Here is a 24,858-nt window from a genome sequence, read left to right on the forward strand (position 1 = left end):
GCCGGTGGGGCTGGAAAAGAATGATGCGGATGGCGAGACTTGAACTCGCAAGGCCGAAGCCACACGCTCCTTAGACGTGCGTGTCTACCAATTCCACCACATCCGCGTGGCGACGTTGCCGATAGGGCTCGTCGATGGATGAGTATACCGACAGGCAGAAAAGTCCTAACCGCTGATACGATCCGCCCTGGCTCTGATGCTGCGGAATGCCCATCGGCAAGGTGCTGATCGCCAACCGCGGCGAGATTGCCCTAAGAATCCTGAGAAGTTGCCGTGAACTCGGCATCAGCACAGTTGCGGTGTACAGCACCGTGGATCGCAATGCACTGCACGTGCAACTCGCTGACGAGGCGGTCTGCGTCGGCGAAGGCCCCAGCAACAAGAGCTACCTCAACATCCCCAACATCCTTGCCGCAGCAACCTCCCGCGGTGTGGATGCCATTCACCCCGGCTATGGGTTTCTGGCAGAAAACGACCGCTTCGCCGAGATGTGCCGTGACCACGGCATCACGTTTGTCGGTCCGTCTCCCCATGCCATCCGCTCGATGGGAGACAAGTCAACGGCGAAAGCCACCATGCAGGCTGTTGGCGTGCCAACGGTGCCTGGGAGCGAAGGCCTCCTACCCAACCCGGAGGCAGCCGCTGAGCTCGCTGCTGCCATGGGTTATCCCGTCATGATCAAGGCCACCGCTGGAGGCGGTGGCCGTGGGATGCGGCTGGTCCCCAGTTCTGATCAATTGGTAAAGCTATACAAAGCGGCTCAAGGGGAAGCCGATGCAGCGTTTGGGAATCCAGGGCTGTACATGGAAAAATTCATCGACCGCCCCCGGCACGTCGAAGTACAGATCCTGGCGGACCGTCACGGCAACGTGGTCCATCTGGGAGAAAGAGACTGCTCGATCCAACGACGTCATCAGAAACTTCTCGAAGAGGCGCCAAGCCCGGCCCTTGACCCTGAGCTGCGTCTTCGCATGGGAGAAGCGGCGGTCGCAGCGGCGCGCAGCATCGATTACGAGGGTGCCGGCACGGTGGAATTCCTCCTGGATCGAAATGGTGGGTTCTATTTCATGGAAATGAACACCCGCATCCAGGTGGAGCATCCCGTCACGGAAATGGTGACGGGGATCGACCTGATTGCTGAGCAGCTACGCATCGCCGGCGGGGAACCGATCAGCATCCGCCAAGAAGACATTCATATGAACGGGCATGCGATCGAATGCCGAATCAATGCCGAAGATGCGCAGCACAATTTCCGGCCAGCCCCCGGACGGATCACGGGTTGGTTACCCCCTGGAGGCCCTGGGGTACGCGTCGATAGTCACGTGTACACGGGCTACGACATCCCGCCCTTCTATGACTCCCTGATCGGCAAGCTGATCATCTGGGCTCCCAATCGCCCAGCCGCACTCGAACGCATGAAACGAGCGCTCAACGAGTGCGCCATCACAGGAATCCCAACAACGGTGGACTTCCATCTGCGCATGCTCGACCGCCCTGAATTCCAAGCGGGCGACGTGCACACCAAATTCGTTGAAGAGGAGATGCTCTAGATCAGAGCAACAAGGATGCCCAGTGCTCTCCAAAAGCGCTTAGGCAATGGACTGGGCGCGGAGCAGCACCAGGGAGAGCAAACCCTGCTGACCCACCAACAGCTCCCGAAGCAAACTGAGCAGCCCAACCCAGATCACAGGAGTGACATCCACGCCCCCGATCGGAGCGATAACTCGGCGGGTCAACCCCAAAATCGACTCAGTGGGCCAGGCCACAAGGGGCCAAAAGCCTTTGGACAGATCCACCTGCGGGTACCAAGTGAGCACGATGCGCGCGAGGAATGCGAGGGTCCATGCAGCCAACAGCAAACCAAGTGCCAAGTTGAGAGGCGGAAGGATGGCGACAAGCGTTGGCGTCACAAAGCCCTAAGCAATGGTGCCGTCATCGTAGAAACTTGACCTTGATCCCTAAAATCGCAGCGAATCAGGCCTCGCTGAACGCATTCGGTCCTAACCCCTATGACGCCTTCCCTCTCCAATTTTCTGACCAGCCTCGTTGCTGGTGTCGCGATCGTTGTGATCCCTGCATCTATTGGACTCTTTTTTCTCAGCCAAACCGACCAGGTTGATCGCAAACTTTGAAGACCCTTTCACGCTCCGTAGACTGAGCTCACTCGACCCGAGCTTCGGTTCCACGCAGGTCGTTATCAGAGAGCTTCACTGTGGTTAATGCCAGTCTGAATTGGGCCAGCATTGTTGGCATTGTGCTGGCTGTAGGTGGGGCACTGCTCTACTTCATGCGCAGTTTCAAGCCTGCTCTCGCCCGTGATTACGACGTATTTTTCGCGGCAATCGGCTTGCTCTGCGGAGGAATTCTTTTCTTCCAGGGCTGGCGGCTCGATCCAATTCTCCAGTTTGGGCAGTTCTTGTTGGCAGGAACCACCGTGTTTTTTGCCTATGAAAGCGTTCGCCTTCGGGGGATTTCAGCGGAACAGGCAAGACGCTCCGCCTATTTCGATGACGAGCCTGAAGCCAACAGCCCCGCTGGAGGTCTGCGCGGTGGCTACGACGATCCCTACGACCGCTTCGACGAGCCCCAGCCGATTCGTCGGCGATTTGGAGGCCAAGGGCTGGATGAAGACGAGAGGCCTGAACAAGATTTTTATCGCCCGCGTCGCACCTCGCGAGCTGCAATCCCTGAACAGGCAGCGAGTCGGAGCCGTCAGCGTTCCGATCCCGCCTCCGATTGGTCAGACAGCAGCGAACGAGATCGACGCATGGCTCGGTTCGGTCGCAGTGAGGACTCTGCACCGAGTGGCCCAAGCTTTGGAGAGCGCCGCAGCCAACGCCAGGATCAGCGCAGAGGGTCCAGGCCTACCGCAGTTGCGTCATCAAGGCCTGCCCCCTCATCCCGCCCCTCTGATGGGGCGGCTGGCTTAAACCAGCGCGCTCCAGGGTCAGCTCGGAGCGGTAGCGGCCTAGATGGGACACCTGGCATTCCTCAAGGCAGCCCACTGCGACGCGAGCCCGAAGATGCCGCTTACTCCCCAAGCACGCGTCAAAACGCCTCCACTCCTCCCGTGAGCAGACGCAATTCCCCTCCTGAAGACAGACCTGCAACGGCTAGGGACACCAATCGCACCCCTCCCCGCAGTTCCCGCCCAAGGGACAACAGTTCTCGCTTTGACGACTGATCAGGCTGAGCATTCACTCCGGTATGACCCGACGCCTCCTCTTTGTGCTTCTTGCACTTGGACTCGTCGCTTGTGAAGGTCGCTCGACCCGAGCACCATCTGGCCTGCTTTCACCACAACAACAAGACCCTGCTCTCAGCGGTAATGGTCGATTGTTAGCCGTGATCGAAGACCAAAACGGACGACCGACCGTCCAATTGCGCGACGTACAAGGAGGGGGCTCATTGCGTTTGCGCCATCTCTCACGTCATCAGCCCCACAGCTCACCGTCCTTGAGCTGGAACGGCCGTTATTTGGCCGTGATTACCCAACGCGGCAACCACAGGCTGGTCTTGATTGAAGATCGCCTGAGCGGCAAAGCCCACCCCTTGCCCTTGCCCTCCGGTCGAGATCCTGTTCGGGTCAGCCTGGCTCCGGATGCACGCAAACTCGCCATTCAGACTGCAGATCAAGGACGTTGGCGCGTCGAAGTGATTGATCTGAGCGGATTGCTAGAACCCGACGGCCCGGGAGGCCAGCGACGCACCACACCCAGCGAAGCCAACCGATGAGACAGCGATTCATCACATCGGCCCTACTGCTTTGTTTCGTCGTTTTCGGTTGCAGTCAAAATGGCATCCGTCCCATGTCCCGGGTCGGGGCATCGCTACGTCGCAGCGCCGAGAGCAGGCGCCTTCCATCGATGGGGCGACGTTGGCTGGCGAGCCTCGCCAATCGCAACGGACGAGAGCGCGTGGAGCTGATTGACCTGAGCAACGACACACCCGTGCCCCTGAATGGGATTCATCAGGCCGACTCCCAGACCATCAGCCTCAGCGTCAGTGGGGATGGTCAGAGGATCGCCCTGATCCGGCAACGCGAAGAACGTACCGAGTTAATGCTCTATCGACGCAATGTCAGCGCTTTGCAACGACTCCCCATCAATCCGCCTGGTGTACCCCGTTCCGTCAGCCTGGATGGAAATGGTCGACTGCTCGCCGTTCAAGTGAGCCGCAGAGGCCGCTGGGATGTGGACTTAATTCGCCTCCCTTAGGCAGGGAATCAGCTAGTCAGGGAATCAGCCCTGCCCAATGCAAAAAGGTATCCCGACTGAGGGCTTCAGTGAGCAAGACAGCTAAAAATCCGATCATGGCGAAACGTCCATTGATCCGCTCCGCATAGGCGCTCCAACCAAAGGCAGGCAGATCTTTGGTGGTGGCACTGGTGGTGACACTGGCCTTTCGAGCGGTCGACACCTTGGAGGGCTCCTCCGGAGTGGGATCAATTGGTTGATCAGATTTTTTCATGGTTGATAGCTACTGGCAGGGATCAGGCTCCAATCGCCATCCCCTCGCAGTTCAAGCACGTTGTCATGGAAGTGCTTGAGGGAAGGACGATGGCCAACACTAATAAACGAGAGATCTCGATCTACAAGCAACTCATAAAGCTGCTTTTCCGTCTTCACATCAAGAGCACTGGTCGCCTCATCCAGGACCACAAAACTTGGCGAGTTCAACAACAACCGTCCAAACGCCAGGCGTTGCTGTTCTCCCAGGGACAGAATTCGAGGCCAATCCTGCTTGATATCCAAGTCGGGATATCGCGTCACTAGCTTCTGCAAGCTGACTTGTTCAAGCACGCTTCGCAATTGCTCATCGCTAAAACGATTCTCATCTGCTGGATAACACAGCTGCTCTCTTAACGAGCCCAACAACATGTAAGGCTTCTGAGGGATGAACAGGAGATCACCCATCGACGGCCTCTCAACACTGCCTCGACTTGGTTCCCATAGGCCGCTAATCATGCGCAGCAGCGATGTTTTTCCGCACCCAGAAGGCCCCACAACCAATAACTTGTCGTGATCAGAAATATCAAGCGTGAGATCTTCGATCACTGGATTGTTTCCATTCGGCGGATATAGATCGGCAGAACGAATGAAGATGCCGTTACTTCCTGGAACAATGCGACTGTTACTACTGGGAGCCTGTTTGCTTACCTGTTCAATCTTGGTCTGGAAGCCTTCCAGACGACTAATACCCGCGGCAAATTGAGCAAGCTGCTCAATTCGAGCCACAATAAAGAACAACGAACCCTCCACCATATTGAAGGCAAAATTGGCTTGATTGAACACACCAAAATCAATCTCACCGGCAAAATACACAGGCGCCATAACTAAGAAGGGAAGAAAAACTCCTGCGTAGGACACCGATCGACGCATCACATCAATGATGACCTGCCAAATAATCAAGAGATTAAAGTTTTGAACAACCGAGCCAAGACGCCTGTAAGATTCTTGCTTCTCTTGACCTTCCCCAGAGTAAAAAGCAATCGATTCGGCATTGTCCCTAATATGAACCAGACCATAACGAAAATCAGCTTCATAACGGAGCTGATCGTAATTAATTCGCACCAGATTGCGCCCTGAGACAACCAGCAGAGTTGTGGCAACTGCCGAATAGCCAAACAGGGCAAAAGTAAGCCTAGAACTAATACTCCAAAGCACCAATATATTCAAAGAAAACGTCAGGAGTGCATCAAAAAGGCCCAGGGCAAGACTTAAGCTTTGCGCCGTGAATGATTCCGTGTCCTGAGTAATTCTCTGATCAGGGTTGTCAATATCCGTTTCGTCTTCACTGTTTGGATTGAGAACATAATAGGCCTTATTTTTCATATAATCACCTATCAAAGATTTAGACAGCCACTCCCGCCAAATAATTCCCAGCTTTGCAGTGATATAAACCTGAGTCACCCGAATAGGGAGGGCAACCACAAAACAAGCGCCATAAATCGCCAATCGACCATAAAAGCCACCTTGATCCTTCTCCACCAAGGCATTCGTAATGTCTCGGTAGATGAATCCAATCCCCGTATTAATTCCGTTAACAGCAAGCAACATGAACACAATCGTTGCCAGTAAGCCCCAATTGAGCCACCGCCTATGGCGCAATTGCTGACGGAAAGCAACGAAACTGGCCATCCCAACCAGAAACAGAGCGACAAAAGCCACTCCCCACCAACTCGACCAAATCGTGGCAATCGTGCCGGATACACCAGAGAGATATTTCTCCGTTAAGTCCGGCTGAAACCGATCCAGGCTTCGGATCAGTGCGGTAAGAACCGCAAGCACCAATCCGCCAACACAAAACAGAAGGCACACCAACAGCCAGATGAACTGCCATCCGCTGGCCTGATCAAGCGGCAAGAAAAAGGGTTGGGCCAGGTGACGCAGCTTTGTGAGCTGATTGCGGAGATTTTTGAACGGGCCGCTGCTGCCGAAAGTAGACGCTGTCATGACGCCATTCTCACAAGCCAAGCCTTCATCCGGGAGGCCAATCCAGGGAACGCCCACCAATGACATGCACGTGCAAGTGGAACACGGTCTGTCCTGCACCCTCTCCGCTGTTAATCACCGTTCGCCAATCCCTTAAGCCTTCTTGCTTGGCAACCCTCGCAGCCACCATCAACAAATGACCCAGAAGCTCCTCATCCCCTGGTTCCGCCTCGCGCAAGCTCTCTAGTGGCTTGCGTGGAATCACCAGCAGATGAACAGGAGCAACCGGCGCGACGTCACGGAACGCCAAGCAGCTCTCATCGCTGTACACCTCATCGCATGGAATCTCTCCACGCAAGATGCGGGCAAAAATCGTGTCACCAGCCATGGTCACAACCCTGGGCAAAACAGTGCATGAGACGGGTGGGGCATCAGATACCTACCCCGCAACCATCCAATGCTGGCACGCTGCTCCAGCGCATCCCTTCAAGGCATGGAGGCGCTCCCCGTCACGGTAGAAGTGGATCTGGCCCCAGGGCTTCCCGGCCTTCAACTTGTGGGGCTTCCAGATACCGCAATCCAAGAATCGCGCGAACGCGTTCGGGCAGCACTTCGCAACAGCGGCTTTCGCGGGCCCCTCGTTCGCGTCATCGTGAATCTGGCACCAGCGGATCGACGCAAGGAGGGACCAGCCTTCGACCTCCCGATCGCCCTTGCCTTGCTCGTGGCCAGCGGTCAGCTTGATCCCCAAAAGCTGGAAGGGCTCTGCTGTGCAGGAGAACTAGGCCTGGACGGAAGCTTGAGGTCTTGCCGCGGCATTCTGGCCATGGCCTGCCAGGCAAAGATCCAACAAGCCAAGGCGTTTGTGGTGCCATCAGCCAACGCGGCAGAAGCGTCTCTGGTAGCCGGACTCACCGTCATTAGCGCCAAAACTCTTAGGCAACTCGTTGAGCAATTACGGCATGGGATCCAACACAACTGTTGCCCTCAACCCAAAACGAAAGAGCCTGCAACGCCAATCAACCCTGAAAGCGCATTGGAGCCGCTGACCGCAGCACCCCTCACGATTCAACATTTCGCTCGACAGGCACTGGCGATTGCTGCAGCTGGGGGACACCACCTCCTGATGGTGGGGCCTCCTGGCTGTGGCAAAACGATGTTGGCGCGCCAGCTCCCCAAGATTCTTCCACCGTTGAGCGATGCAGAGGCTCTGGAGCTCACACGCCTGCAATCCATTGCTGGCACGCTCGGCAGCGTGACAAGCCTGGTTCGACAACGACCATTCCGGGCACCGCATCACAGCACCACGGCAGCAGGCCTTCTCGGCGGAGGCGTCAATCCTCGTCCCGGTGAATTGAGCCTGGCCCATGGAGGCGTGCTGTTTTTGGATGAACTCACTGAATTTCCGAGATCCATCCTCGATCAGTTGCGTCAGCCTCTGGAGGAGGGAGTTCTCTGGATCAGTCGAGCCCGAATGCGCTGCTCCTTCCCCTGTCGGGTCACCCTGGTGGCTGCCACCAATCCCTGCCCTTGTGGCTGGCATGGTGATTCTTCCAATCGCTGCCGTTGTTCGGAGCTTCAACGGCAGCGCTACTGGAATCGTTTATCAGGTCCATTTCTAGATCGTCTCGATCTTCAATGCCGCCTCGAACCCGTACCGACAGGCCAACTACGCCGTTGCTTCAAGACCACGGATGATCCAACAGACAATCAATCTGGAGGCAGTTTCTCCCCCGAAGCAATCCAGGCCGCGCGCATCAGAATGTGTGAACGCAACCCGGGCGGCCAACTCAACAGCCAACTCAGTGCGCTTGAGCTTGGGCGCTACGGCCAGATTGAAGAACGAGCCTTTCAATGCTGGGAGCAGGTGGTGTCGAAACGGCAGCTGAGCATGCGCAGCAGCTTGAGGCTCCTGCGCGTTGCCCGAACGATTGCCGACTTAGAAGCTCTGCCAAAGGTGAGTGAACAACATCTGGCAGATGCGATCTGCTTCCGTAGCTATGACCACACGCCTTCAGCCAGCACTTGAGCTGATGGCCACTAACGCGATCCGTGATGAGGAATATCCCGGTAGGGCTGGACACCAATCGGAGGAGGAACCGTCTTCTTCTCCTCACTTGGATTGCCAACGGCGTGTGACAGGGTTTCGGCAAACCAGTCACGAAGGGAATTAAACATGGATGCCATAAGGAATCTCATTCGAGATGCTTCAAGTCTCGGAAGACACTCAGAAAAAAGAAACAGTCGAAATACCGATTAATTCGATATTTCGACACGTCCTATCAGGTCTAAAGCTAAAAATGCTGTTCGATCAACGACGACGACGGCGCTGTTGAGCTTTGCGCTTGTACTTCTCGATTGGAGTCTCGTGATGGCGCAGGCGCTTGAGATCTGCAAAGATCCCGGCCTTGGAGACCTGACGCTTAAAGCGACGCAAGGCAGATTCGATGCCTTCGTTTTCTCCAACCGTGACCTGAGTCATTCAACAAGCGAGGATTTCCAGCTAAGCAATGTAGCAAGCGATGGGCAATGCGCTCAGAGTGCATCTGGGGATCCGGGCATGCCATCCCGATACACATAAAGATGTCCCAGCGTGCGCTTGCCGTATTGACGCCTCATCAGCTTCCAGCCTGGTTCAAGATTCAACTTGATGAAACCGTTTCCAGGACCTCCTGAACGAGCCACCACCATGGTGGGACGGGAGGGATCACGCGTCGGGACGGCCAAAAGCTCGACATCTGATCCGGATTTGACCACGGACAGGCGGTAACGCGTTCCCAGGTCATCTCCACCAATTCGCAGGGAATAGCCATTCCCATCGATATAGCGGTTACAGATTCCGGTGAAGTCGAAGCTGGCCAACAGCGGATCAACCACTGCAGGGGCAGCTCCCGAAACGGCAAAACACGGACGGGCACTGGTGCGCTGTTCGTAAATGTTCAGCTGAGAACTCTCCCCTTTACCGATGGGAGCCGACACCATCACGAACTGGCTTTCGTCCACGTCTGCAGCGGTGAAAACAGAGCCTTGAGCAGTCGCTGCTTGCGGGAGACCTGTGGCCAAAGCGGAGGCAAACACAGCAAAAGCAACAGCAGCGTTCCAAGGACGGCCCATCAATCAAATCCGATCATTAAGGGGATCGTATTAGTCCCTTTGGGTCCAAGCACGTGCCATCAGGCCGGTTTGTTGAGACGAATCGCGACCAAAAGTGACCCAAGTGTTGCTGGGAGACTCAAACCAAGGATCCACCGGGTTGGATTCACGCCGAGATCAGGATCGCCGTAGGCCAATTCAAAAACACTGCCTGTGGCTGCGATGCCGAGCACGCACGCCAGGGCCAGAAACAGGCCAGCAAGGGGTTTCATTGGCATCGGTTTAAGGCGTCATGGGGCGGACGTCCGTTGCAAGAAAGCCATGGTCTTTCAACTCCTTCTTCAGCCCACTGGAATCGGTCACGCGATCCACAAACAACACCCCACGCAGGTGATCCATCTCATGCTGGATGCAACGCGCCATCAAACCATCAGCCTTCATGGTGCGCGGTCGTCCCATCTCGTCTCTGAAACTCAATTGAATGGCCGTTGGACGGACCACATCGAGATACACGCCTGGGATGCTTAAGCAACCCTCCTCGTATGTATCAACCGATGCGCTGCAGGTTGTGATTTCAGGATTGATCAGCACAAGAGGTGGGGTGCTGGGTGTCTCAAGATCGAGGTCGATCACCAGCAATTGCTGATGAACCCCAACCTGAGGAGCCGCCAAGCCAATGCCATGGGCGGTGTACATGCTGCGCAACATATCGCGAGCCAAGTCGCGCACGCGCTCGTCCACCTTGCCGATCCGGCGAGCATCCCCGCGCAACGCATCGTCGCCAAGGGTATGGATATCGAGTGGAGCCTTCTCTAAAGGCTCCTTAGGTACGGCAATCGAGGAGCTGCTCTTCTCAGCCGATCGTGCCAACTGGGCAAAGCTCCTAGCCAAAGCCCCTCCTACCTTGAAGTTGTCCTGATCTTAGGCAGACCTGATCTCTGCCTGATCCGTTCGACATGTCTCTGCAACAGCCCCTGCCCGCAACAACCGCTCTCGGACGCACTCCGGTGCTGCGAGCTCCGCAACTGCTGGGGGATTGGGTGCTCTGGCTGGAGCAGCGCCCCCACGAGAAAGGACGCACCACAGCACTGATCCGCCGCTGGAAGGAGACAGCCAGCACACCCCTGGAACTCACACCAGCCCCCATCAATTTGCGCAGCAGAGTGCACGACTACGGGGGAGCACCGCTCACAGCGACCCTGATGGAGGGAACACTCCAGGTGGTTTGGGTCGATGACAAGGACGGTTGTCTCTGGTTCCAAGCCTGGACAGGCCTGGATGGGGCTAGCGCCCAATCACTAAACGCCCTGGCACCCCCCCATCGGCTGACCTCTCCCAGCGATAGCGCGCTGGGGGGAGGCGTGATCGACCTTGCCCGCTCTCGCTGGTTGGGCGTGATGGAGGAAGCCGGTTGTGATCGCTTAGTGAGCGTTGCCCTCGATCAACGGAACCAAACCCCTGTCGTCGTGCATCAGCCCGCTGATTTCGCGGGCTATCTCGCCCTTAGTTCAGACGGCGGCCAGCTTGCCTGGGTGGAATGGCAGCAACCCTTCATGCCCTGGGATTGCTCCCAGCTCGTTCTGGCGCGGCTTACGGCCACAGGAGCACTGGAGGAGTGCCAAGTGATCGCCGGCGCTGACCCCGCAGATCCTCAGGGAATCTCAGTGTTTCAACCCCAATGGCTGCCGGATGGAAGCCTCGTCGTGGCAGAGGACAGGAGCGGCTGGTGGAATCTGATGCGCCACCCCCGCGCCGAAAGCTTGAGCAACCACTGGCAACGCCTTTGGCCCATGGCCAAGGAGACGGCCATGCCCCAGTGGGTGTTTGGAATGAGTACCACCGCTTGGGATGGAGACAAGCTGTTAGCGGCCATCTGTGATCAGGGTGAATGGCAGTTGCAACGGCTTGGACTCGATGGCTCAGCAGAGCGTGTGGACCAACCCTTCAACGATCTCGCCGATCTCAACGCAGCCAATGGCAGGGCCGTCGCCATCGCGAGCAACAGCACCACAGGCCAAGGGCTCCTCGAGCTCGACTTGGGCTTAGGCAGCTGGCAACACACTCCAGCCGCGGCAGCAGCCATGGAGGTCAACGCGATCAGCGTGGCCCAGTCGTTGTGGTTTGACGGGTCTGACGGGCAACGCACCCAAGCCTGGTATTACCCCCCAGTCGGGGGAGCCGATGCCTCGTCGCCCCTGCTGGTGAAGAGTCATAGCGGCCCGTCGTCGATGGCCCGCCGCGGCCTAAGCCTCGCCATTCAGTTCTGGACTTCGCGGGGCTGGGGAGTCGTGGACGTGAATTACGGAGGCTCCACAGGATTTGGGCGGACTTACCGCAACAGGCTGCAAGGGAAATGGGGAGTGGTGGATGTCAACGATTGCGCCGCAGCAGCCAAAACCTTGATTGCCAAGAACTGTGCGGATCCGAACCGCATCGCCATCGAAGGGGGAAGCGCCGGTGGCTTCACCACACTGGCCTGCCTTTGCTTCACAGATGTGTTCCGCGCCGGAGCCTGCCGTTATGCCGTGAGCGATCTCAGCGCTTTAGCCACGGAGACCCATCGCTTTGAAGCCCGCTATCTGGATGGACTGATCGGGCGGTGGCCCGAGGAGAGGGATCTCTATGAACAGCGATCGCCGCTGCGCCATGCCGAACAGATTCGCTGTCCTGTGATCTTTTTCCAGGGTCTCAAAGACAAGGTCGTCCTGCCACAGCAAACCGAACGCATGGCCGAGGCCTTGCGCCGCAATGCGATCCCAGTGGAAGTGCACACCTTCCAGGAGGAGGGGCATGGCTTCCGAGATAGCGCTGTGCAGGTCGCCGTTCTGGAGTCAACAGAGCGCTTTTTCCGCCAACACCTCAATTGTTAGCGGCTTGGCCATATCCCAAGCCACGGAACTGGCGATGGACCTCTTCCATTTGTGATGCCGACAACAGCGGAGGTTCCCCGAGCTGCAGAGCTTGCAAATACATCTGTGCCAGCGTCTCCACCTCGACGGCAATCTTCAGCGCCTGATCAAGATCCCGTCCCAAACTGACCAATCCATGGTGAGCCAGCAAACAGGCCTGCCGGTCCTGAAGTGCCTGCACCGTATGGGCTGACAACTCAGCGGTGCCGAAGGTGGCATAGGGAGCACAGCGAATGTCATCCCCACCAGCCACCGCTGTCATGTAATGGAACGGTGGAATCCCCCGGTCATGGCAGGCCAAGGCGGTTGCATGGATGGGATGGCAATGCAATACCGCCATCGCATCGGGTCGATCAGCGAAGACATCGGCATGCAAGCGCCACTCTGAGGAGGGTCTGCGGTCATGACCAGGCCGTCCGCTTGGCAAAGGTTGGCCGTAACAATCGATCGCCACCAGATCTTCCGGCTCCATCTGGTCGTAGGCCAAGGAGCTGGGGGTCACCAACAATCCCCCCTCAATCCGCAACGACAGGTTGCCGGACGTGCCCTGATTCAAGCCAGTGCTGTTCATGGCACGGGCCACCTCCACGAGCTCGCAGCGCAATGCCCGATCGTTCATTGCACCTCCTGAATCAGCCACGGTTGTAGAGCTCCTTCAGGCCAACTTCGTTAGCCGTCGCCACACCACGGTCGGTGATCAGAGCCGTGACAAGCCGCGCCGGGGTGACGTCGAACGCCGGATTAAACCCGGCACAACCATCAGGCGTGAGCTGCACACTCACAATTTCACCGGCCGACTCCCCAGCAATCACACGCCCCTGCATGGAAGTCACTTCCTCAGCAGAACGTGCCTCAATCGGGATCTCTGCCACACCATCCGCAAGGCGCCAGTCGATGGTGGACGTCGGCAGGGCGACATAAAACGGCACGTTGTTGTCATGGGCCGCCAGGGCCTTGAGATAGGTGCCAACTTTGTTGCAGACATCGCCGCAGCGCGTGGTGCGATCGGTCCCAACGATCACAGCATCCACCTGGCCATGCTGCATCAGGTGACCACCTGCGTTGTCCACAATCACGGTGTGAGGCACCCCCTCACGGGCCAACTCATAGGCCGTAAGCGATGCCCCTTGATTGCGCGGCCTGGTCTCATCCACCCAAACATGAATGTTCAGCCCTGCTCGATGGGCTTTATAGATCGGTGCCAACGCCGTTCCCCAGTCAACGGTTGCTAACCAGCCGGCATTGCAATGGGTGAGCACCTGAAAGGGCTCGTTTTGCCGTGCACTCGGTCGCTGCTCGGCCAACCTCCGAAACAGATTGAGGCCATGCTCTCCAATCGCCTCGCACATCGCCACATCTTCATCAGCAATCAGCGCCGCCTCCCGCCGAGCCGCCGCCGCTCGATCCGCTTCCGGCAACGGTTGCACTAAATCTCGAACCCGTTCCAAAGCCCATCGCAGGTTCACAGCTGTGGGTCGACTTGCGTTGAGCTGATCAAAGGCGTGGGACAAGCCAGCATCGCTGGCGTCGTCTTGAAGGGCGAGCATCAAGCCATAGGCGCCGGTGACACCGATTAATGGCGCACCCCGCACCACCATGGTGCTGATCGCATCTGCCGCCTGGTCACAACGCGTCAGCGTTCGAGTGATCAAACGGTGGGGCAGCAGGGTTTGATCGATCACACCCACGGAGCGCTGATCGGATTCAAGCCAAATCGTCCGCCAGGCCTGGCCATCAATGTTCATGGTCGAATCAACGGCAAGCGCCGAATGGCTTCTTTCATTCTCTGATGCGCACGATCCAGAAGTGAATCGGCCAAATCGCGCCACCTCTCCCTGTTGTAGCGGTCACATCGGCAGCTCAAATCGGTCGATACCCAAACCAGTCAGGCACCTGATTCTGACTTTCACCATCGAGCTGGCGATGGAGGTGCACGTAAACATTGTTGCTCCCAGTCAACGACAACTGTTCAATGGCCACGCAATCATCCACAGCACTGAGATCGTCCTTGTGCTGCTCAAGCGCATCCAGCAACCAGCGCGTCTTGGCTGCTGATTTAGCGGCTTGCCGCGAAGGGGCCACCACGAGTCCAAAGCGATGCAATTCCGCAAGCGAGTCGGGCTGGTAGCCCCCGAGGTTGACGAACCACAACCGCTGTTCATCGGAAGCAGGCTCCAGCTCAAGGGTGATGCGCCAGCCGTCGATGCAATGCACGGTCATGTAGCTATCGAGATGCAACCCGCGACGGCGACCAAACCACTGACGACGAAGCTCGGGATAGGTGTCCTCGATGCAGCGGCCCACCACAAAACGCACATCGTGAAGCTCGATCAAACTTCGATCCGTGCGACCTCCGAGTACCACCAGAAACAAGGTTGGGAGTTCCAAACGCGAGGGGTGGGAAGGGCTCATTCAAGGTGCCATCGTGTGGCCCAGATGTGAACCATGCGTGGATCTATTCGAAAGGCAATGGGCCACATACCGAATCCTGGTTGAACACAACCTGATGGAGCATTGTGAAATCAGTGAGGCCACAACCGCTGGGATCCATCAATGGCTGGCCCAGCGAGAGGATCAGACTCAAGCCGTTGCCATGGTTGATCTGGGCTGTGGAGACCTCGGGCAGCTAGCGCCCCTACTCCGCACCCTTCCCCTCAAAAAGTACGTCGGTTTAGACCTCACACCAGCAGTTCTACCGATCGCTCAACGCAATCTGGGGTCCGTTCCCTACCCCTGTGTCTGGGAACACGGCGATCTCCTGAACTGGGCCTGTTTAAGCCAACACAATCGCGTTGACCTCATCCACTCATCCTTCGCCTTACACCATCTCAGTCAAGACCAAAAGCTGATGTTTCTAGAGGGTGCAAGGAAAAAGATTGAAACCAATGGACTGTTCATCTGGGCGGATGTCTTCCGCCCCAATCAAGAATCACGATTGGACTACCTCAGAAGATATTGCAAACGAATCAGCCAATGGCCTGGCCTCTCTCAGACCCAACGAAACTCCATCTCCCAACACATCCAAACCCATGACTTTCCCGCCAACCGTGATTGGCTCGAGCAGCAAGCGAGAGCCCATGGCTGGTCAATGCGCTGGGCTTGGATCGGTCAACACAATGCTGAGGCTGTAGCCCTGCTTCAACCCATTTAGAAAGTCGCTAGCCGTTTTCACGGAAAAACTCGATCACACTCACCAGCTCATCAGCAAAGCAATCGATTTCAGCATGAGTCGTACAAAAGCTGAGGCTCGCGCGGGCTGAGCCCGTGACTCCGTACAAGCGATGCAGCGGCTGACAGCAATGGTGACCACTGCGAATACAGACACCGGCCAGATCAAGCATCGCCGCGATGTCGTTGGCATGAACACCCTCCACCACAAACGTGGCAAGGGCTCCTCGGCCAGGCTGCTGCTCTGGCGTAGGACCAAGAATGCGCAGGCCGTTAATCGATTGAAGCCGACTAAACAAATGGCTGGTGAGTTCCGCCTCCCACGCCTGAATCGCATCCAGTCCCAGCGTTTGCAAGTAGGTAATCGCAGCGCCCATACCGATCGCCTCACCAATGCCAGGGGTGCCCGCCTCAAATTTGTGAGGGAGCGCCGCCCAGGTGCTGTGATCCAAGAACACCTCTTGGATCATCTCGCCACCACCAAGGAAGGGCGGCATGGCCATCAAGGTGTCTTCCGACGCCCACAGAAAGCCCATTCCGGTGGGGCCACACAGCTTGTGAGAAGAGCCCACAAGGAAATCGGCCCCGAGAGTCTGCACGGCAATGGATTTGTGAGCCAGGCTTTGGCACGCGTCCACCAAAACCTTGGCACCCACAGCATGGGCAAGGGCTGCAATCTCTTCGATCGGGTTACAGCAGCCCAGGGTGTTGCTGATATGAACCAAGCTCACCAAGCGCGTTTTCTCCGAGAGCTGGTCGCGCAAGTCGGCGAGGTCAAGGGTGCCGTCAGGCGTCACACCCACATGCCTGAGTACGCAACCGGTGCGATCAGCGAGCAATTGCCAAGGCACCAAATTGCTGTGGTGCTCCATCACGGTGAGCAGCACCTCATCACCAGCCTTCAGCTGGGCATCGCCCCAACTGCGAGCCACCAGATTGATGGCTTCGGTTGCATTGCGCGTAAACACAATTTCTTTTGAGCTCGATGCACCGATCAATCCAGCGGTCGTGGCACGAGCCGCTTCAAACGACTCCGTGGCACGCGCACTGAGCTGGTGAGCACCACGATGCACATTGGCGTTGTCGCAGGCGTAGTAGTGCTGAATCGCATCGAGCACCACACGAGGCTTCTGACTAGTCGCCGCATGATCCATATAGATCAGGGGCTGACCAGAACTTGAAACCTGCTCAAGTATTGGAAAGTCAGCACGCACCCGTTCCGCGAGAGTAACGGGTGCGTTACGAGGAAGTGTGGTCATGGTGTCATTCCTCCCACTTGCAAGCTGCCGCCCAACCAGCGCTGCGAGCCATCAAGAGGCAAGCGATCCAGCACGTCTTGGCAGTAACCACGCAGGAGCAAAGCGGCGGCTGAGGACTGCGTAATGCCACGGCTGCGCAGATAAAAGAGTTGATCCTCCTGGAGCTGGCTCACGGTGGCCCCATGGGTACAACGCACGTCATCAGCCACGATTTCCAACTCAGGCTTGGCATCAACCCGAGCGCGTCCCGAGAGCAACAAGCTCCTGCTGAGCTGGGAGGCGTTGGTGCGCTGCGCTGGCCTAGGCACTTGAATAGCCCCGTTGAAGATGCTGTGAGAGCGGTCGGCCGCAATCGTTTTTTGGACTTGATCGAGCGTGCCTTCAGGCCCCTCAAAACGCACGTCGGTATGGACCGCAAACTGCTCATCAGCAGCGGTGACAGAAAGACCCTGAATCGAAGCAGAAGCCTGACCATCCACCTGAACAAGGCTCGGCTCCAGCCGCCCAAACGACCAGCCCTGCGACACCGAAACCAGGGAATAGTGACTGCGCGACTCTTGCTCCACGGCCAGATTGGCGAGCAGAGCCTCTTGGCCATCTCCCAAGGCAAGCAAGCCGTGATTCACCTTGGATTCCTGGCCAAGGTGAATTTCGAGAAGATGGCTATGGGCAGCCTGGCCCTTAGCACTCAAAACCTGGAGACAGTCGAGCTCTGCTTTTTCCTCAACCAGCAACAGAACCCGGGTTGGGACCAACATGGCGTCGGACGCAACCATGACCAACTCAACCGGTGGAACCTTGCCGCGAATGCGTAACGCCAGAATCTGCTGGCTCACCCCGTGATTGAGCTCAACGGGCCAATCCGACGCGCAGCGACAGCGGGACAAGGTGTGGCCTAAGGCTTGCTGCAACTCAGCACCCTCAAGCAGAGAAATTCCTGTTGGCAAGGTCACCCCCTGCAACGGATCCTGGCTGCCATCAATCACAAGCCTCAGGGCCTGCGCTGGAATCCTCGGCCAGCTGTCAGCACTGGAGCGACGTGGTGCCTGCTCAGCCAATGACAGCTGAAACAGGGCCTCCAGTCGCCTGAGATCAGTGAGTCTCCATGACTCCTGCCTCCGACTGGGGAAGCTGTGCTCTGACAACGCTAATCGTCCACGGCGCTGAACCGGTTCAAGTGTCCCCGCTGGCGCAGGGAGCTGTGTCAACCAACCCTCGGGCATCGCCATCGTTAGGCCACCCCCTCGGCCGCGAGCTGCTGATCCACCCAGTCATAACCAGTTTTTTCCAGCTCAAGAGCCAATTCACGCCCCCCGGTTCGCAAGATGCGCCCAGCACCCATCACGTGCACATAATCCGGCGTGATCTCATCCAAAAGCCTTTGATAGTGAGTGATCAGCAACGTGCAGTTGTCCGGACTGGCCAACTGATTCACGCCTCCAGCAACGATGCGTAAGGCATCAATATCAAGACCAGAGTCGGTTTCGTCGAGGATCGCGACCACGGGATCCAACAGGGCCATCTGAAGAATCTCGTTGCGCTTTTTCTCGCCGCCAGAAAAACCTTCATTCACGCTGCGCTCCAAGAATGCAGGGTCCATTTGGACCACTTGCAAGCGGTCACGCACGTGATCATCGAAATCAAACGTGTCGAATTCCTCCTTACCTTGCTTCTCGCGCCGGGCATTCGTAGAGACCCGGAGAAACTCGAGGTTGCTCACTCCAGGAATCTCAATCGGGTACTGGAAGCCCAAGAAGACTCCGAGTCGAGAGCGCTCCTCAGGCTCCAAATCGAGAAGGTCACGGCCGAGGTAACGCACAGACCCAGATGTCACGCGATAGGCGGGGTGACCAGCCAAAACCTTGGACAACGTGCTCTTACCACTTCCGTTACGGCCCATCACGGCGTGAATTTCGCCGGCTTTCACCTGCAGGTTCACCCCATTCAGAATCGGCTTGCCCTCAACGGACGCATGCAGATCAGTGATTTCGAGGAGCGGCGCAGCGTCGGGACGGATCACGTCAGAAGAAAACGAAGAAAAAAACGAGCAATAGAAGCTTGACGCTGGGTTTAACCCACCGAACCCTCAAGCTTGAGAGCGAGAAGTTTGTCGGCCTCAGCCGCAAACTCCATGGGGAGTTGATTGAACACATCCCGACAGAAGCCACTCACCATCATCGACACAGCTTCTTCGAAGCCGATGCCACGGCTTTGGAGATAAAACAATTGGTCTTCCGACATGCGGCATGTACTGGCCTCATGTTCGATCGCAGCTTGAGGCTGCTGAGAACGAATATATGGGTACGTGTTCGCTGCCGCTTGATCTCCAATCAACATCGAATCGCATTGGCTGTAGTTCCGAGCGCCGGTCGCGTTTGGGCCAACTTGAACGAGGCCTCGATAACTATTGCTGGACTGACCAGCGCTGATCCCTTTACTCACAATCGTGGAGCGGGTGCGAGGTCCGACATGCACCATCTTTGTACCGGTATCGGCTTGTTGACGATTATTTGTGAGAGCAACTGAATAAAACTCGCCGACCGAATCAGCGCCCTGCAATACACAACTTGGGTACTTCCAAGTAATAGCTGAACCCGTTTCGACCTGCGTCCAACTAATGCGACTGCGATCGCCCCTGCACTGCCCGCGCTTCGTCACAAAGTTGTAAATACCGCCAACACCATTCTCATCTCCCGCGTACCAATTCTGAACAGTTGAATACTTTATAGAGGCATCATCCAAAACAACCAATTCGACAACAGCAGCGTGAAGCTGATTCGTATCAAACATCGGCGCAGTACAACCTTCCAAATAGCTCACCGATGCACCTTCTTCAGCCACAATCAACGTGCGCTCGAATTGCCCAGTATCACCGGAATTAATCCGGAAGTAAGTAGAAAGCTCCATTGGGCACTCCACTCCCTTTGGGATGAATACGAATGATCCATCACTAAAAACAGCAGAATTCAAAGCCGCAAAATAATTATCGTTACTAGGGACAACCGAACCGAGATACTTCTCGATCAACTCAGGATGCTCAACAACCGCTTCACTAAAGGAGCAAAAAACCACTCCGTGCTCTGCAAGCTTTTCTTTGTAGGTGGTTGCGATCGAAACACTGTCAAAGACAGCATCCACGGCAACATTGCTAAGCCTTTTTTGCTCACTTAGCGGAATCCCAAGCTTGTCAAACGTTTCGAGAAGCTTGGGATCAACCTCATCAAGACTTTGCTTTTTATCTTGCTGTTTGGGCGCAGCGTAATAAACAATCTCCTGATAATCAATAGCTTTATAACCCAACTCAGCCCAGTCAGGCTCTTGCAACTTAAGCCAATGGCGATAAGCCTTGAGCCGAAAATCAAGGAGAAATTCCGGCTCATTCTTCTTGGAAGAAATCAGTCGCACTACCTCCTCGCTAAGACCTTTTGCGATCTTCTCGGTTTCGATATCAGTGACAAACCCGTACTTGTACGGCTGACTAACGAGATCGCGTGTGGAGGTACTGGTCATGGCCTTCAACCTGCTGTGGCGTGAATCGTTTCAGTGCTGATGGTCTGCTCCTCGCAGCGGAAGGGATTGTCTTCGGTGAGAAACAACATGCAATGGCAATCCTTCCGCTCTCGCATTGGCACACAGGGACAATTCCAAAATGCCTGAGAGACTTCTGCTTGCTTGTCTTCGTAATGACGACACGGGCAAAGTGCACCACCCAACTCGTCTTTGTGCTTGGCAAGACCCTTTAAAACGACTGCCGTCACACCGGGATCACTACAAAAATAGGTACCGGTCCGTTGGGCATAGGTTTCGGCAAATTTGCGAATGACCTCAAGGCTTTCAGCTGTCGGCTCTGTGCTGCCAGCGGACGCATCGGACATTGGGCTCAAGGGGGGAAAGGAGAGGACGTAGTTCAGAACAAAAGCCTGAATACACTCCGGCCAAGGGTCAGGCCAGGACCGAGATACGAAACAAAAAGGTTTCGTTTCCAGGAGACTAGGGCACGGATCCATCGTCCGGAGACGCCATCATTCTGAAGGGGCGAACACCCGCTGAGCAGAGATCGGGCCAATCTTCGTTAATCCTGGCAAAGACGGCAGGGGACTCTCAAGGCGGTTGAGGCCTTCCCGTGGCATCGTGAGTTCAACAGTTTCATCCCATGGGCGCTCAGGCTCAGGCCCCTACCCGCGAAACCACGCTCACCTTGCTTCTAAGGCAGGGCGAAGCCAGCGCGGCGACATTGGCAGAGACGCTGGGAATTTCCGTGCAAGCCATGCGCCGACATCTGCGCAGCCTTGAAGACGATGCTCTTGTGGAGGCCAGCCCCACGCCAGCGGGGCCAGGCCGTCCATCGAACCTTTGGAGACTCACGCCTAAAGGGCACCAGCACTTCCCGGACGGCAGCGAGAACTTTGCGCTAGGTCTACTGGAGTCCATGGCTGCGACCTTGTCGCCTGAGGTGATGGCGGACCTACTGCGCCAGCAAGCTCTTGAGAAAGCCACCCAGTACCGGAAACAGCTGGGGAACGCATCCCTTGAAGAGAGAGTCCGGGCGCTTGTAAACCTCCGACTAAAGGAGGGTTACGTCAGCGACATGCAGCCAGCCCCAACGGGACCGGGGTGGTGCATCTGCGAATTTCACTGCTCTGTACAAAGAATTGCTGAGGAATATCCAGCGGTCTGCGATCAGGAGCTGCAGCTCATCAGACACACCTTTCCCGATTGTCTTGTGGAGAGAGTGCATTGGCGCCTGGAATCGGGACATTCCTGTGGCTTCAGCATCGCCCCTAAGCAGGACTGATCCATGGCTGAACGGCCGATCTTCGGTTCAGGCCCCTTATCTCGAGCGGATGCCGAGCGGATTGAAGCCACGTTGCTTCCCAACCTCGATCGCCACCACCTGCGCCTCCTAGCCCACTGCCTGCGCAGCTTTCAAGTGATCGCAAAGCCACGTCAGTCAGGTCCACTTCCAGACCAACGCTCGCTCGAGCAATGGCTGTTGGAACAACCCCAATTGGTTGACGAGCCTCAATTCCGCGACCTACTCCTCAATCAATTTCTTGCCGCGGCACAGCAGCTGGAAGACCTCGCCAGACAGCGAGACCTCTCTCCTTTGGAACTCAACCTGGAAGAGCTCATTGAGGCCAGCACCACGGCAAGCAAGGCCAGAATCGAGGCCCCCCACAACCACCCCTTGGACTGCGATCATCCAATACAAGAGTCATCCCCCTCATGACCTCGGCCATCACCAACGCTGTCCATTTCTTTCAAAAAAGTTGCGGTCGCTGGCGCTCACAACGCAGCGTTCATCACCTCTTGCACCGACGAGCAGAAGCGGGTGGATCTCTCATCGTTGTGGAAGATCTCGATCCGAATGACCCCCGGCTGCAAACACTGGCGGAACAACACGGCCAATCCCCGGGGAGCATTGCAGGAGGGAGCTTTGTACGCTGGAGCGCCTCCATGGCCTGGGATCAAAACGGTGATGCCCATGACGGCGAGACGGTCTTTGGCCTGATCCCCGATGGGGAGGGCGGACGCAGCGGAACCCTGCTTCGCGATTTGGGCTACGCCGAAAAAGCACCGGCCAGCTCGACCTTCCAAATGGATCAGCAGGACGGTCTCATCCTCTGCACCAGCTACGAAACCATGACCGTCTGGGAACGCTTTTGGTTCACAAGCCCAAACGTCAGGCTGCGATCCAGCACGGTGGAAGGTCTCTCGAACAACGCATCCTTTTGCATGGAAACGCGTTTAAGTGAAGAAACAGAGGACATCACAGAGGCCCCAGCAGGGGCAAAGGATGTGTCATTGGAACCACTTTCAGCCCCCTTCGGCTGGTGAGAGCCAACGGCAGCAACTATTACGGACTGTGAGTGCTGGCCTGCGAGGAAGAGGCACAACGGACTCTTCTTCTACGATCGCTGGCGAAGGATGTTGAAGTTTGCGTGGCCATTCCTCTATTGCAGTACGCACCGATCACCCAAAATGCAAGGGTGGCGGCTCTGCGGGTCGCATCGGACGAGGTTCCACGGTCGTATTCCATGGACATCGCCATGGATGCCGAGAATCTGAAGACCGTGATTGAATCTGCTTACAGGCAGATTTATTTCCACGCCTTCAAGACAGATCGGGATGTGAATCTGGAATCCCAGCTGCGAGACGGTCAGATCACTGTCCGCGATTTTGTTCGTGGCCTCTGTCTCTCCGACACGTTCCAGAGAAGCTTTTACGGCATGAACAGCAACTACAAGGTGGTTCGCCACCTTGTAGAGAGGCTTCTAGGTCGCAAAACAGGCGGCAAATCAGAGGAGATCGCCTGGTCCATCCTGATTGCCACAAAGGGCATCACCGGGATGGTGGACGCGCTTCTTGACAGCGAGGAATACCTGGACGCCTTTGGGTACGACACTGTTCCCTACCAACGCAACAGGGTGCTTCCAGGCAGGGATCTGGGAGATACACCATTCAATATCACAACCCCTCGCTACGACGAGTACTACCGCGGAATCCTTGGGTTCCCCAAGTTTGTCTACACAAACTCGATCAAAGCCAAGACCATTCCAGAGAGAGCCAAAGTCAAGCGTGGCGGCTTCCCAGAGGACTACATCCCTTGGGTACGTGGTCTGGGAAATACCAATGGGATCGCTCCCAGTGGAACAGCAGACATGGATTACCTCTCCAAGGTTCCTTATCGCAGCATCGGTCGCTGAACCCAAAAAAAAATTCGATGAAAGACAAGGGGGCATCAGGCCCCCTTTTTTGTGTGTCCAGCTCGTGGGAGCAGCCAACTGAAGACTTCGAGGTCCTGGGCTGGAGTCAGAAGATGCTGACCACAGAAGAGAAAGGCGCCTGAAAAATGGAAGTTGGCTGCAAACTGATCCCGAAGAAACTCGGTTGGTTGTCCGTGACGCAAGCCCTCTCATCTCTAGCCCGCCTGACGCTGCGTCAGCTCCGCCAGATGGCAAGTGATCTGGGGGTAACCCTCTACAGCCGCAAAAGCAAGGAAGACCTTGTTAGCGCTATCGCTGAACGCCAAGATCGTCGCGAGGGCGATCGCGAAGCCATGGAAGCAGAGCTCCATGCTCCCTCCATGGCCGAAGCGACAACCCGCGTGGTCTTCCTGCCGAGAGACCCACAGTGGGCATACGTTTTTTGGGAAATATCGGAAGGCGATCGACGGCAAGCTCAATCAGAAGGAGCGGTCTTCCTTTGCCTGCGTCTCGCCGATGTAACTGGACTCGAGAACGGCTCCTCCCACCCTCACACCCTCCAAGAAGTGCCGGTGGATAGCCACAGCACGGAGTGGTACCTGCCCGTTCCTCTTTGCGACCGTGATTACAGAGTTGAACTTGGATACAAGTCAGAGAACAAATGGATCTCCCTGGCTTTCTCCTCCGTCGCCAGGGTGCCAGCACTCCACCCCAGCGATCAGATCCTGGATCAGTTTGTGCCTTTCAGCCTCGATGCCACACCAGCTGCTGCTCCCGTGCAGCCGATGACCATGCCTGGTCCTGATCCAGAACCAACCGACAGCAAATTGCATGAGCGTCTTTACCAAAGCGCAACGACCCACTTCCGTAGTCGTCGGGTTGGCTCTGAGATCCTGCATGAAGGCGATTCGATGGGCTCAGGTCAGCGTGGTCTCAATGATTCAGGCGTTGGCTTGTGGGCCAGTGGACGCAATGAATCGGGCCTTGGTGGAGTTGCCCCTCGTCAGCGCTCCTTTTGGCTCGTTGCTGATGCTGAGCTGATCGTCTATGGCGCAACAGATCCATCAGCACGCCTCACCATTGGCAACGAGGATGTACCCCTTTCAAACGACGGTACGTTCCGCATTCAAGTGCCATTCCGCGATGGCGAGCAGGTGTACGCGATTGAAGCGACTGCCGCAGATGGAGAACAGAAGCGCAACATCACCCTCAATTTTGAGCGTGTCACACCTGTAGACAACAGCAATCCCGCCAGCGAAGCTCGCGCTGAGTGGTTCTAATTCTGAAC

Annotated in this window: 30 protein-coding genes and 1 tRNA gene; 14 read left to right on the plus strand and 17 right to left on the minus strand. The window is 56.6% G+C overall.

Features of this window, described 5'->3' with window-relative positions; translation table 11 throughout:
- Positions 1 to 24 precede the first annotated feature (24 nt).
- Positions 25 to 106, minus strand: a tRNA-Leu gene (locus tag SIC18_RS00670).
- 100 nt (positions 107 to 206) lie between these two features.
- Between SIC18_RS00670 and accC the strand changes: the two genes are divergently transcribed.
- Entirely contained in the window at positions 207 to 1,550 is a 1,344-nt protein-coding gene (accC, locus tag SIC18_RS00675) for an acetyl-CoA carboxylase biotin carboxylase subunit (protein ID WP_048347256.1), read from the plus strand.
- Between the two features lie 39 nt (positions 1,551 to 1,589).
- Here the strand turns inward: accC and SIC18_RS00680 are convergent, their stop codons facing one another.
- Positions 1,590 to 1,910: a YggT family protein gene (locus SIC18_RS00680; RefSeq protein ID WP_048347257.1), complete on the minus strand. Its 321-nt coding sequence runs from the start codon at positions 1,908 to 1,910 to the stop codon at positions 1,590 to 1,592.
- Positions 1,911 to 2,009: 99 nt separating this feature from the next.
- On the opposite strand from SIC18_RS00680, the gene psbX reads away from it, so the two are divergent.
- From psbX to SIC18_RS00700, 4 genes are all read left to right on the plus strand, one after another.
- On the plus strand, positions 2,010 to 2,132 hold the full coding sequence (psbX, locus tag SIC18_RS00685; RefSeq protein ID WP_011620364.1) for a photosystem II reaction center X protein: 123 nt from the start codon (positions 2,010 to 2,012) through the stop codon (positions 2,130 to 2,132).
- A gap of 80 nt (positions 2,133 to 2,212) precedes the next feature.
- Positions 2,213 to 3,184, plus strand: coding sequence for a Ycf66 family protein (locus SIC18_RS00690; protein ID WP_048347258.1), 972 nt, complete (start codon positions 2,213 to 2,215; stop codon positions 3,182 to 3,184).
- 23 nt (positions 3,185 to 3,207) lie between these two features.
- Entirely contained in the window at positions 3,208 to 3,735 is a 528-nt protein-coding gene (locus SIC18_RS00695) for a TolB family protein (protein WP_413429915.1), read from the plus strand.
- Entirely contained in the window at positions 3,732 to 4,217 is a 486-nt protein-coding gene (locus tag SIC18_RS00700) for a hypothetical protein (RefSeq protein WP_413429916.1), read from the plus strand. Before SIC18_RS00695 ends, SIC18_RS00700 begins: the two co-directional genes overlap by 4 nt.
- A gap of 16 nt (positions 4,218 to 4,233) precedes the next feature.
- Here the strand turns inward: SIC18_RS00700 and SIC18_RS00705 are convergent, their stop codons facing one another.
- Genes SIC18_RS00705 through SIC18_RS00715 form a run of 3 tightly spaced genes read right to left on the minus strand, consistent with a single transcriptional unit; the run spans position 4,234 to position 6,822 of the window.
- Positions 4,234 to 4,470: a chlorophyll a/b-binding protein gene (locus SIC18_RS00705; protein ID WP_084764087.1), complete on the minus strand. Its 237-nt coding sequence runs from the start codon at positions 4,468 to 4,470 to the stop codon at positions 4,234 to 4,236.
- The gene (locus SIC18_RS00710; protein ID WP_413429917.1) at positions 4,467 to 6,455 is read right to left on the minus strand and encodes an ATP-binding cassette domain-containing protein; all 1,989 of its coding nucleotides are present in this window, start codon (positions 6,453 to 6,455) and stop codon (positions 4,467 to 4,469) included. The genes SIC18_RS00705 and SIC18_RS00710 overlap by 4 nt, the downstream gene beginning before the upstream one ends.
- 25 nt (positions 6,456 to 6,480) lie before the next feature.
- Entirely contained in the window at positions 6,481 to 6,822 is a 342-nt protein-coding gene (locus tag SIC18_RS00715; RefSeq protein ID WP_048347261.1) for a histidine triad nucleotide-binding protein, read from the minus strand.
- A gap of 69 nt (positions 6,823 to 6,891) precedes the next feature.
- Here SIC18_RS00715 and SIC18_RS00720 point away from each other — a divergent pair, with 69 nt between their 5' ends.
- A complete protein-coding gene (locus tag SIC18_RS00720; protein ID WP_413429918.1) occupies positions 6,892 to 8,463 on the plus strand; it encodes a YifB family Mg chelatase-like AAA ATPase in 1,572 nt (523 codons plus the stop codon).
- Entirely contained in the window at positions 8,435 to 8,608 is a 174-nt protein-coding gene (locus SIC18_RS00725; RefSeq protein WP_413429919.1) for a hypothetical protein, read from the plus strand. Before SIC18_RS00720 ends, SIC18_RS00725 begins: the two co-directional genes overlap by 29 nt.
- A gap of 137 nt (positions 8,609 to 8,745) precedes the next feature.
- Here the strand turns inward: SIC18_RS00725 and rpsU are convergent, their stop codons facing one another.
- From rpsU to def, 4 genes are read right to left on the minus strand one after another with little or no spacing between them, the layout of a single operon-like run.
- Positions 8,746 to 8,916 (minus strand): 30S ribosomal protein S21, encoded by a 171-nt coding sequence (gene rpsU / locus SIC18_RS00730; RefSeq protein WP_006043142.1) that lies wholly within the window; start codon positions 8,914 to 8,916, stop codon positions 8,746 to 8,748.
- 53 nt (positions 8,917 to 8,969) lie between these two features.
- Entirely contained in the window at positions 8,970 to 9,548 is a 579-nt protein-coding gene (locus SIC18_RS00735; RefSeq protein ID WP_048347263.1) for a DUF3747 domain-containing protein, read from the minus strand.
- A gap of 59 nt (positions 9,549 to 9,607) precedes the next feature.
- Positions 9,608 to 9,805 carry a hypothetical protein gene (locus SIC18_RS00740; RefSeq protein WP_041426722.1) on the minus strand — a complete coding sequence of 66 codons (198 nt, stop codon included), beginning with the start codon at positions 9,803 to 9,805 and terminating at the stop codon, positions 9,608 to 9,610.
- A gap of 4 nt (positions 9,806 to 9,809) precedes the next feature.
- Complete coding sequence (def, locus tag SIC18_RS00745) at positions 9,810 to 10,418, minus strand: peptide deformylase (RefSeq protein WP_048347264.1); 609 nt, start codon at positions 10,416 to 10,418, stop codon at positions 9,810 to 9,812.
- A gap of 65 nt (positions 10,419 to 10,483) precedes the next feature.
- Between def and SIC18_RS00750 the strand changes: the two genes are divergently transcribed.
- On the plus strand, positions 10,484 to 12,397 hold the full coding sequence (locus SIC18_RS00750; RefSeq protein WP_250395187.1) for a prolyl oligopeptidase family serine peptidase: 1,914 nt from the start codon (positions 10,484 to 10,486) through the stop codon (positions 12,395 to 12,397).
- Here SIC18_RS00750 and SIC18_RS00755 read toward each other — a convergent pair.
- The 3 genes from SIC18_RS00755 to SIC18_RS00765 all read right to left on the minus strand — a co-directional run bounded on the left by SIC18_RS00755 (position 12,387) and on the right by SIC18_RS00765 (position 14,848).
- Entirely contained in the window at positions 12,387 to 13,055 is a 669-nt protein-coding gene (locus SIC18_RS00755; protein ID WP_048348324.1) for a class II aldolase/adducin family protein, read from the minus strand. The genes SIC18_RS00750 and SIC18_RS00755 overlap by 11 nt on opposite strands.
- Before the next feature lie 13 nt (positions 13,056 to 13,068).
- Positions 13,069 to 14,181 carry an S-methyl-5-thioribose-1-phosphate isomerase gene (mtnA, locus tag SIC18_RS00760; RefSeq protein WP_413429920.1) on the minus strand — a complete coding sequence of 371 codons (1,113 nt, stop codon included), beginning with the start codon at positions 14,179 to 14,181 and terminating at the stop codon, positions 13,069 to 13,071.
- A 115-nt stretch (positions 14,182 to 14,296) separates the two neighbouring features.
- Positions 14,297 to 14,848: a DUF1543 domain-containing protein gene (locus tag SIC18_RS00765; protein ID WP_048347267.1), complete on the minus strand. Its 552-nt coding sequence runs from the start codon at positions 14,846 to 14,848 to the stop codon at positions 14,297 to 14,299.
- Between the two features lie 37 nt (positions 14,849 to 14,885).
- On the opposite strand from SIC18_RS00765, the gene SIC18_RS00770 reads away from it, so the two are divergent.
- On the plus strand, positions 14,886 to 15,587 hold the full coding sequence (locus SIC18_RS00770) for a class I SAM-dependent methyltransferase (protein WP_413429921.1): 702 nt from the start codon (positions 14,886 to 14,888) through the stop codon (positions 15,585 to 15,587).
- A 7-nt stretch (positions 15,588 to 15,594) separates the two neighbouring features.
- Here SIC18_RS00770 and SIC18_RS00775 read toward each other — a convergent pair whose 3' ends face one another.
- From SIC18_RS00775 to SIC18_RS00795, 5 genes are read right to left on the minus strand one after another with little or no spacing between them, the layout of a single operon-like run.
- The gene (locus SIC18_RS00775) at positions 15,595 to 16,863 is read right to left on the minus strand and encodes a SufS family cysteine desulfurase (RefSeq protein ID WP_413429922.1); all 1,269 of its coding nucleotides are present in this window, start codon (positions 16,861 to 16,863) and stop codon (positions 15,595 to 15,597) included.
- Positions 16,860 to 18,092, minus strand: a complete 1,233-nt coding sequence (locus SIC18_RS00780) for a SufB/SufD family protein (protein ID WP_413429923.1) — start codon at positions 18,090 to 18,092, stop codon at positions 16,860 to 16,862. The genes SIC18_RS00775 and SIC18_RS00780 overlap by 4 nt, the downstream gene beginning before the upstream one ends.
- A gap of 2 nt (positions 18,093 to 18,094) precedes the next feature.
- Positions 18,095 to 18,883 carry a Fe-S cluster assembly ATPase SufC gene (gene sufC / locus SIC18_RS00785; RefSeq protein WP_048347271.1) on the minus strand — a complete coding sequence of 263 codons (789 nt, stop codon included), beginning with the start codon at positions 18,881 to 18,883 and terminating at the stop codon, positions 18,095 to 18,097.
- Between the two features lie 50 nt (positions 18,884 to 18,933).
- Positions 18,934 to 20,373 carry a Fe-S cluster assembly protein SufB gene (sufB, locus tag SIC18_RS00790; protein WP_413429924.1) on the minus strand — a complete coding sequence of 480 codons (1,440 nt, stop codon included), beginning with the start codon at positions 20,371 to 20,373 and terminating at the stop codon, positions 18,934 to 18,936.
- Positions 20,374 to 20,378: 5 nt separating this feature from the next.
- Complete coding sequence (locus tag SIC18_RS00795) at positions 20,379 to 20,738, minus strand: ferredoxin-thioredoxin reductase catalytic domain-containing protein (protein WP_048347273.1); 360 nt, start codon at positions 20,736 to 20,738, stop codon at positions 20,379 to 20,381.
- Between the two features lie 278 nt (positions 20,739 to 21,016).
- On the opposite strand from SIC18_RS00795, the gene sufR reads away from it, so the two are divergent.
- The 5 genes from sufR to SIC18_RS00820 all read left to right on the plus strand — a co-directional run bounded on the left by sufR (position 21,017) and on the right by SIC18_RS00820 (position 24,850).
- The gene (gene sufR, locus SIC18_RS00800; RefSeq protein ID WP_250395794.1) at positions 21,017 to 21,658 is read left to right on the plus strand and encodes an iron-sulfur cluster biosynthesis transcriptional regulator SufR; all 642 of its coding nucleotides are present in this window, start codon (positions 21,017 to 21,019) and stop codon (positions 21,656 to 21,658) included.
- Between the two features lie 3 nt (positions 21,659 to 21,661).
- Positions 21,662 to 22,093 carry a hypothetical protein gene (locus SIC18_RS00805; RefSeq protein WP_413429925.1) on the plus strand — a complete coding sequence of 144 codons (432 nt, stop codon included), beginning with the start codon at positions 21,662 to 21,664 and terminating at the stop codon, positions 22,091 to 22,093.
- Positions 22,090 to 22,701 carry a phycobiliprotein lyase gene (locus tag SIC18_RS00810; RefSeq protein WP_413429926.1) on the plus strand — a complete coding sequence of 204 codons (612 nt, stop codon included), beginning with the start codon at positions 22,090 to 22,092 and terminating at the stop codon, positions 22,699 to 22,701. Before SIC18_RS00805 ends, SIC18_RS00810 begins: the two co-directional genes overlap by 4 nt.
- A 104-nt stretch (positions 22,702 to 22,805) precedes the next feature.
- Complete coding sequence (locus SIC18_RS00815; protein WP_048348325.1) at positions 22,806 to 23,570, plus strand: phycobilisome rod-core linker polypeptide; 765 nt, start codon at positions 22,806 to 22,808, stop codon at positions 23,568 to 23,570.
- A gap of 146 nt (positions 23,571 to 23,716) precedes the next feature.
- Positions 23,717 to 24,850, plus strand: a complete 1,134-nt coding sequence (locus SIC18_RS00820) for a DUF4912 domain-containing protein (protein WP_413429927.1) — start codon at positions 23,717 to 23,719, stop codon at positions 24,848 to 24,850.
- The last annotated feature ends 8 nt before the right edge of the window (positions 24,851 to 24,858 follow it).

The sequence above is a fragment of the Synechococcus sp. Cu2B8-bc1011 genome, assembly GCF_047302735.1.
Lineage (GTDB): Bacteria > Cyanobacteriota > Cyanobacteriia > PCC-6307 > Cyanobiaceae > Synechococcus_C.

Coding starts and splice junctions, on each gene's coding strand:
- mtnA (WP_413429920.1), bottom strand. CDS start 14,181: ATGAACATTGATGGCCAGGCCTGGCGGACGATTTGGCTTGAATCCGAT.
- SIC18_RS00755 (WP_048348324.1), bottom strand. CDS start 13,055: ATGAACGATCGGGCATTGCGCTGCGAGCTCGTGGAGGTGGCCCGTGCC.
- SIC18_RS00810 (WP_413429926.1), top strand. CDS start 22,090: ATGACCTCGGCCATCACCAACGCTGTCCATTTCTTTCAAAAAAGTTGC.
- SIC18_RS00775 (WP_413429922.1), bottom strand. CDS start 16,863: ATGACCACACTTCCTCGTAACGCACCCGTTACTCTCGCGGAACGGGTG.
- SIC18_RS00780 (WP_413429923.1), bottom strand. CDS start 18,092: ATGGCGATGCCCGAGGGTTGGTTGACACAGCTCCCTGCGCCAGCGGGG.
- SIC18_RS00705 (WP_084764087.1), bottom strand. CDS start 4,470: ATGAAAAAATCTGATCAACCAATTGATCCCACTCCGGAGGAGCCCTCC.
- sufR (WP_250395794.1), top strand. CDS start 21,017: ATGGGCGCTCAGGCTCAGGCCCCTACCCGCGAAACCACGCTCACCTTG.
- SIC18_RS00805 (WP_413429925.1), top strand. CDS start 21,662: ATGGCTGAACGGCCGATCTTCGGTTCAGGCCCCTTATCTCGAGCGGAT.
- SIC18_RS00700 (WP_413429916.1), top strand. CDS start 3,732: ATGAGACAGCGATTCATCACATCGGCCCTACTGCTTTGTTTCGTCGTT.
- psbX (WP_011620364.1), top strand. CDS start 2,010: ATGACGCCTTCCCTCTCCAATTTTCTGACCAGCCTCGTTGCTGGTGTC.
- SIC18_RS00715 (WP_048347261.1), bottom strand. CDS start 6,822: ATGGCTGGTGACACGATTTTTGCCCGCATCTTGCGTGGAGAGATTCCA.
- SIC18_RS00695 (WP_413429915.1), top strand. CDS start 3,208: ATGACCCGACGCCTCCTCTTTGTGCTTCTTGCACTTGGACTCGTCGCT.
- SIC18_RS00740 (WP_041426722.1), bottom strand. CDS start 9,805: ATGCCAATGAAACCCCTTGCTGGCCTGTTTCTGGCCCTGGCGTGCGTG.
- SIC18_RS00735 (WP_048347263.1), bottom strand. CDS start 9,548: ATGGGCCGTCCTTGGAACGCTGCTGTTGCTTTTGCTGTGTTTGCCTCC.
- SIC18_RS00725 (WP_413429919.1), top strand. CDS start 8,435: ATGACCACACGCCTTCAGCCAGCACTTGAGCTGATGGCCACTAACGCG.
- accC (WP_048347256.1), top strand. CDS start 207: ATGCCCATCGGCAAGGTGCTGATCGCCAACCGCGGCGAGATTGCCCTA.
- rpsU (WP_006043142.1), bottom strand. CDS start 8,916: ATGACTCAGGTCACGGTTGGAGAAAACGAAGGCATCGAATCTGCCTTG.
- SIC18_RS00720 (WP_413429918.1), top strand. CDS start 6,892: ATGCTGGCACGCTGCTCCAGCGCATCCCTTCAAGGCATGGAGGCGCTC.
- SIC18_RS00750 (WP_250395187.1), top strand. CDS start 10,484: ATGTCTCTGCAACAGCCCCTGCCCGCAACAACCGCTCTCGGACGCACT.
- SIC18_RS00765 (WP_048347267.1), bottom strand. CDS start 14,848: ATGAGCCCTTCCCACCCCTCGCGTTTGGAACTCCCAACCTTGTTTCTG.
- SIC18_RS00795 (WP_048347273.1), bottom strand. CDS start 20,738: ATGTCCGATGCGTCCGCTGGCAGCACAGAGCCGACAGCTGAAAGCCTT.
- SIC18_RS00820 (WP_413429927.1), top strand. CDS start 23,717: ATGGAAGTTGGCTGCAAACTGATCCCGAAGAAACTCGGTTGGTTGTCC.
- sufB (WP_413429924.1), bottom strand. CDS start 20,373: ATGACCAGTACCTCCACACGCGATCTCGTTAGTCAGCCGTACAAGTAC.
- SIC18_RS00710 (WP_413429917.1), bottom strand. CDS start 6,455: ATGACAGCGTCTACTTTCGGCAGCAGCGGCCCGTTCAAAAATCTCCGC.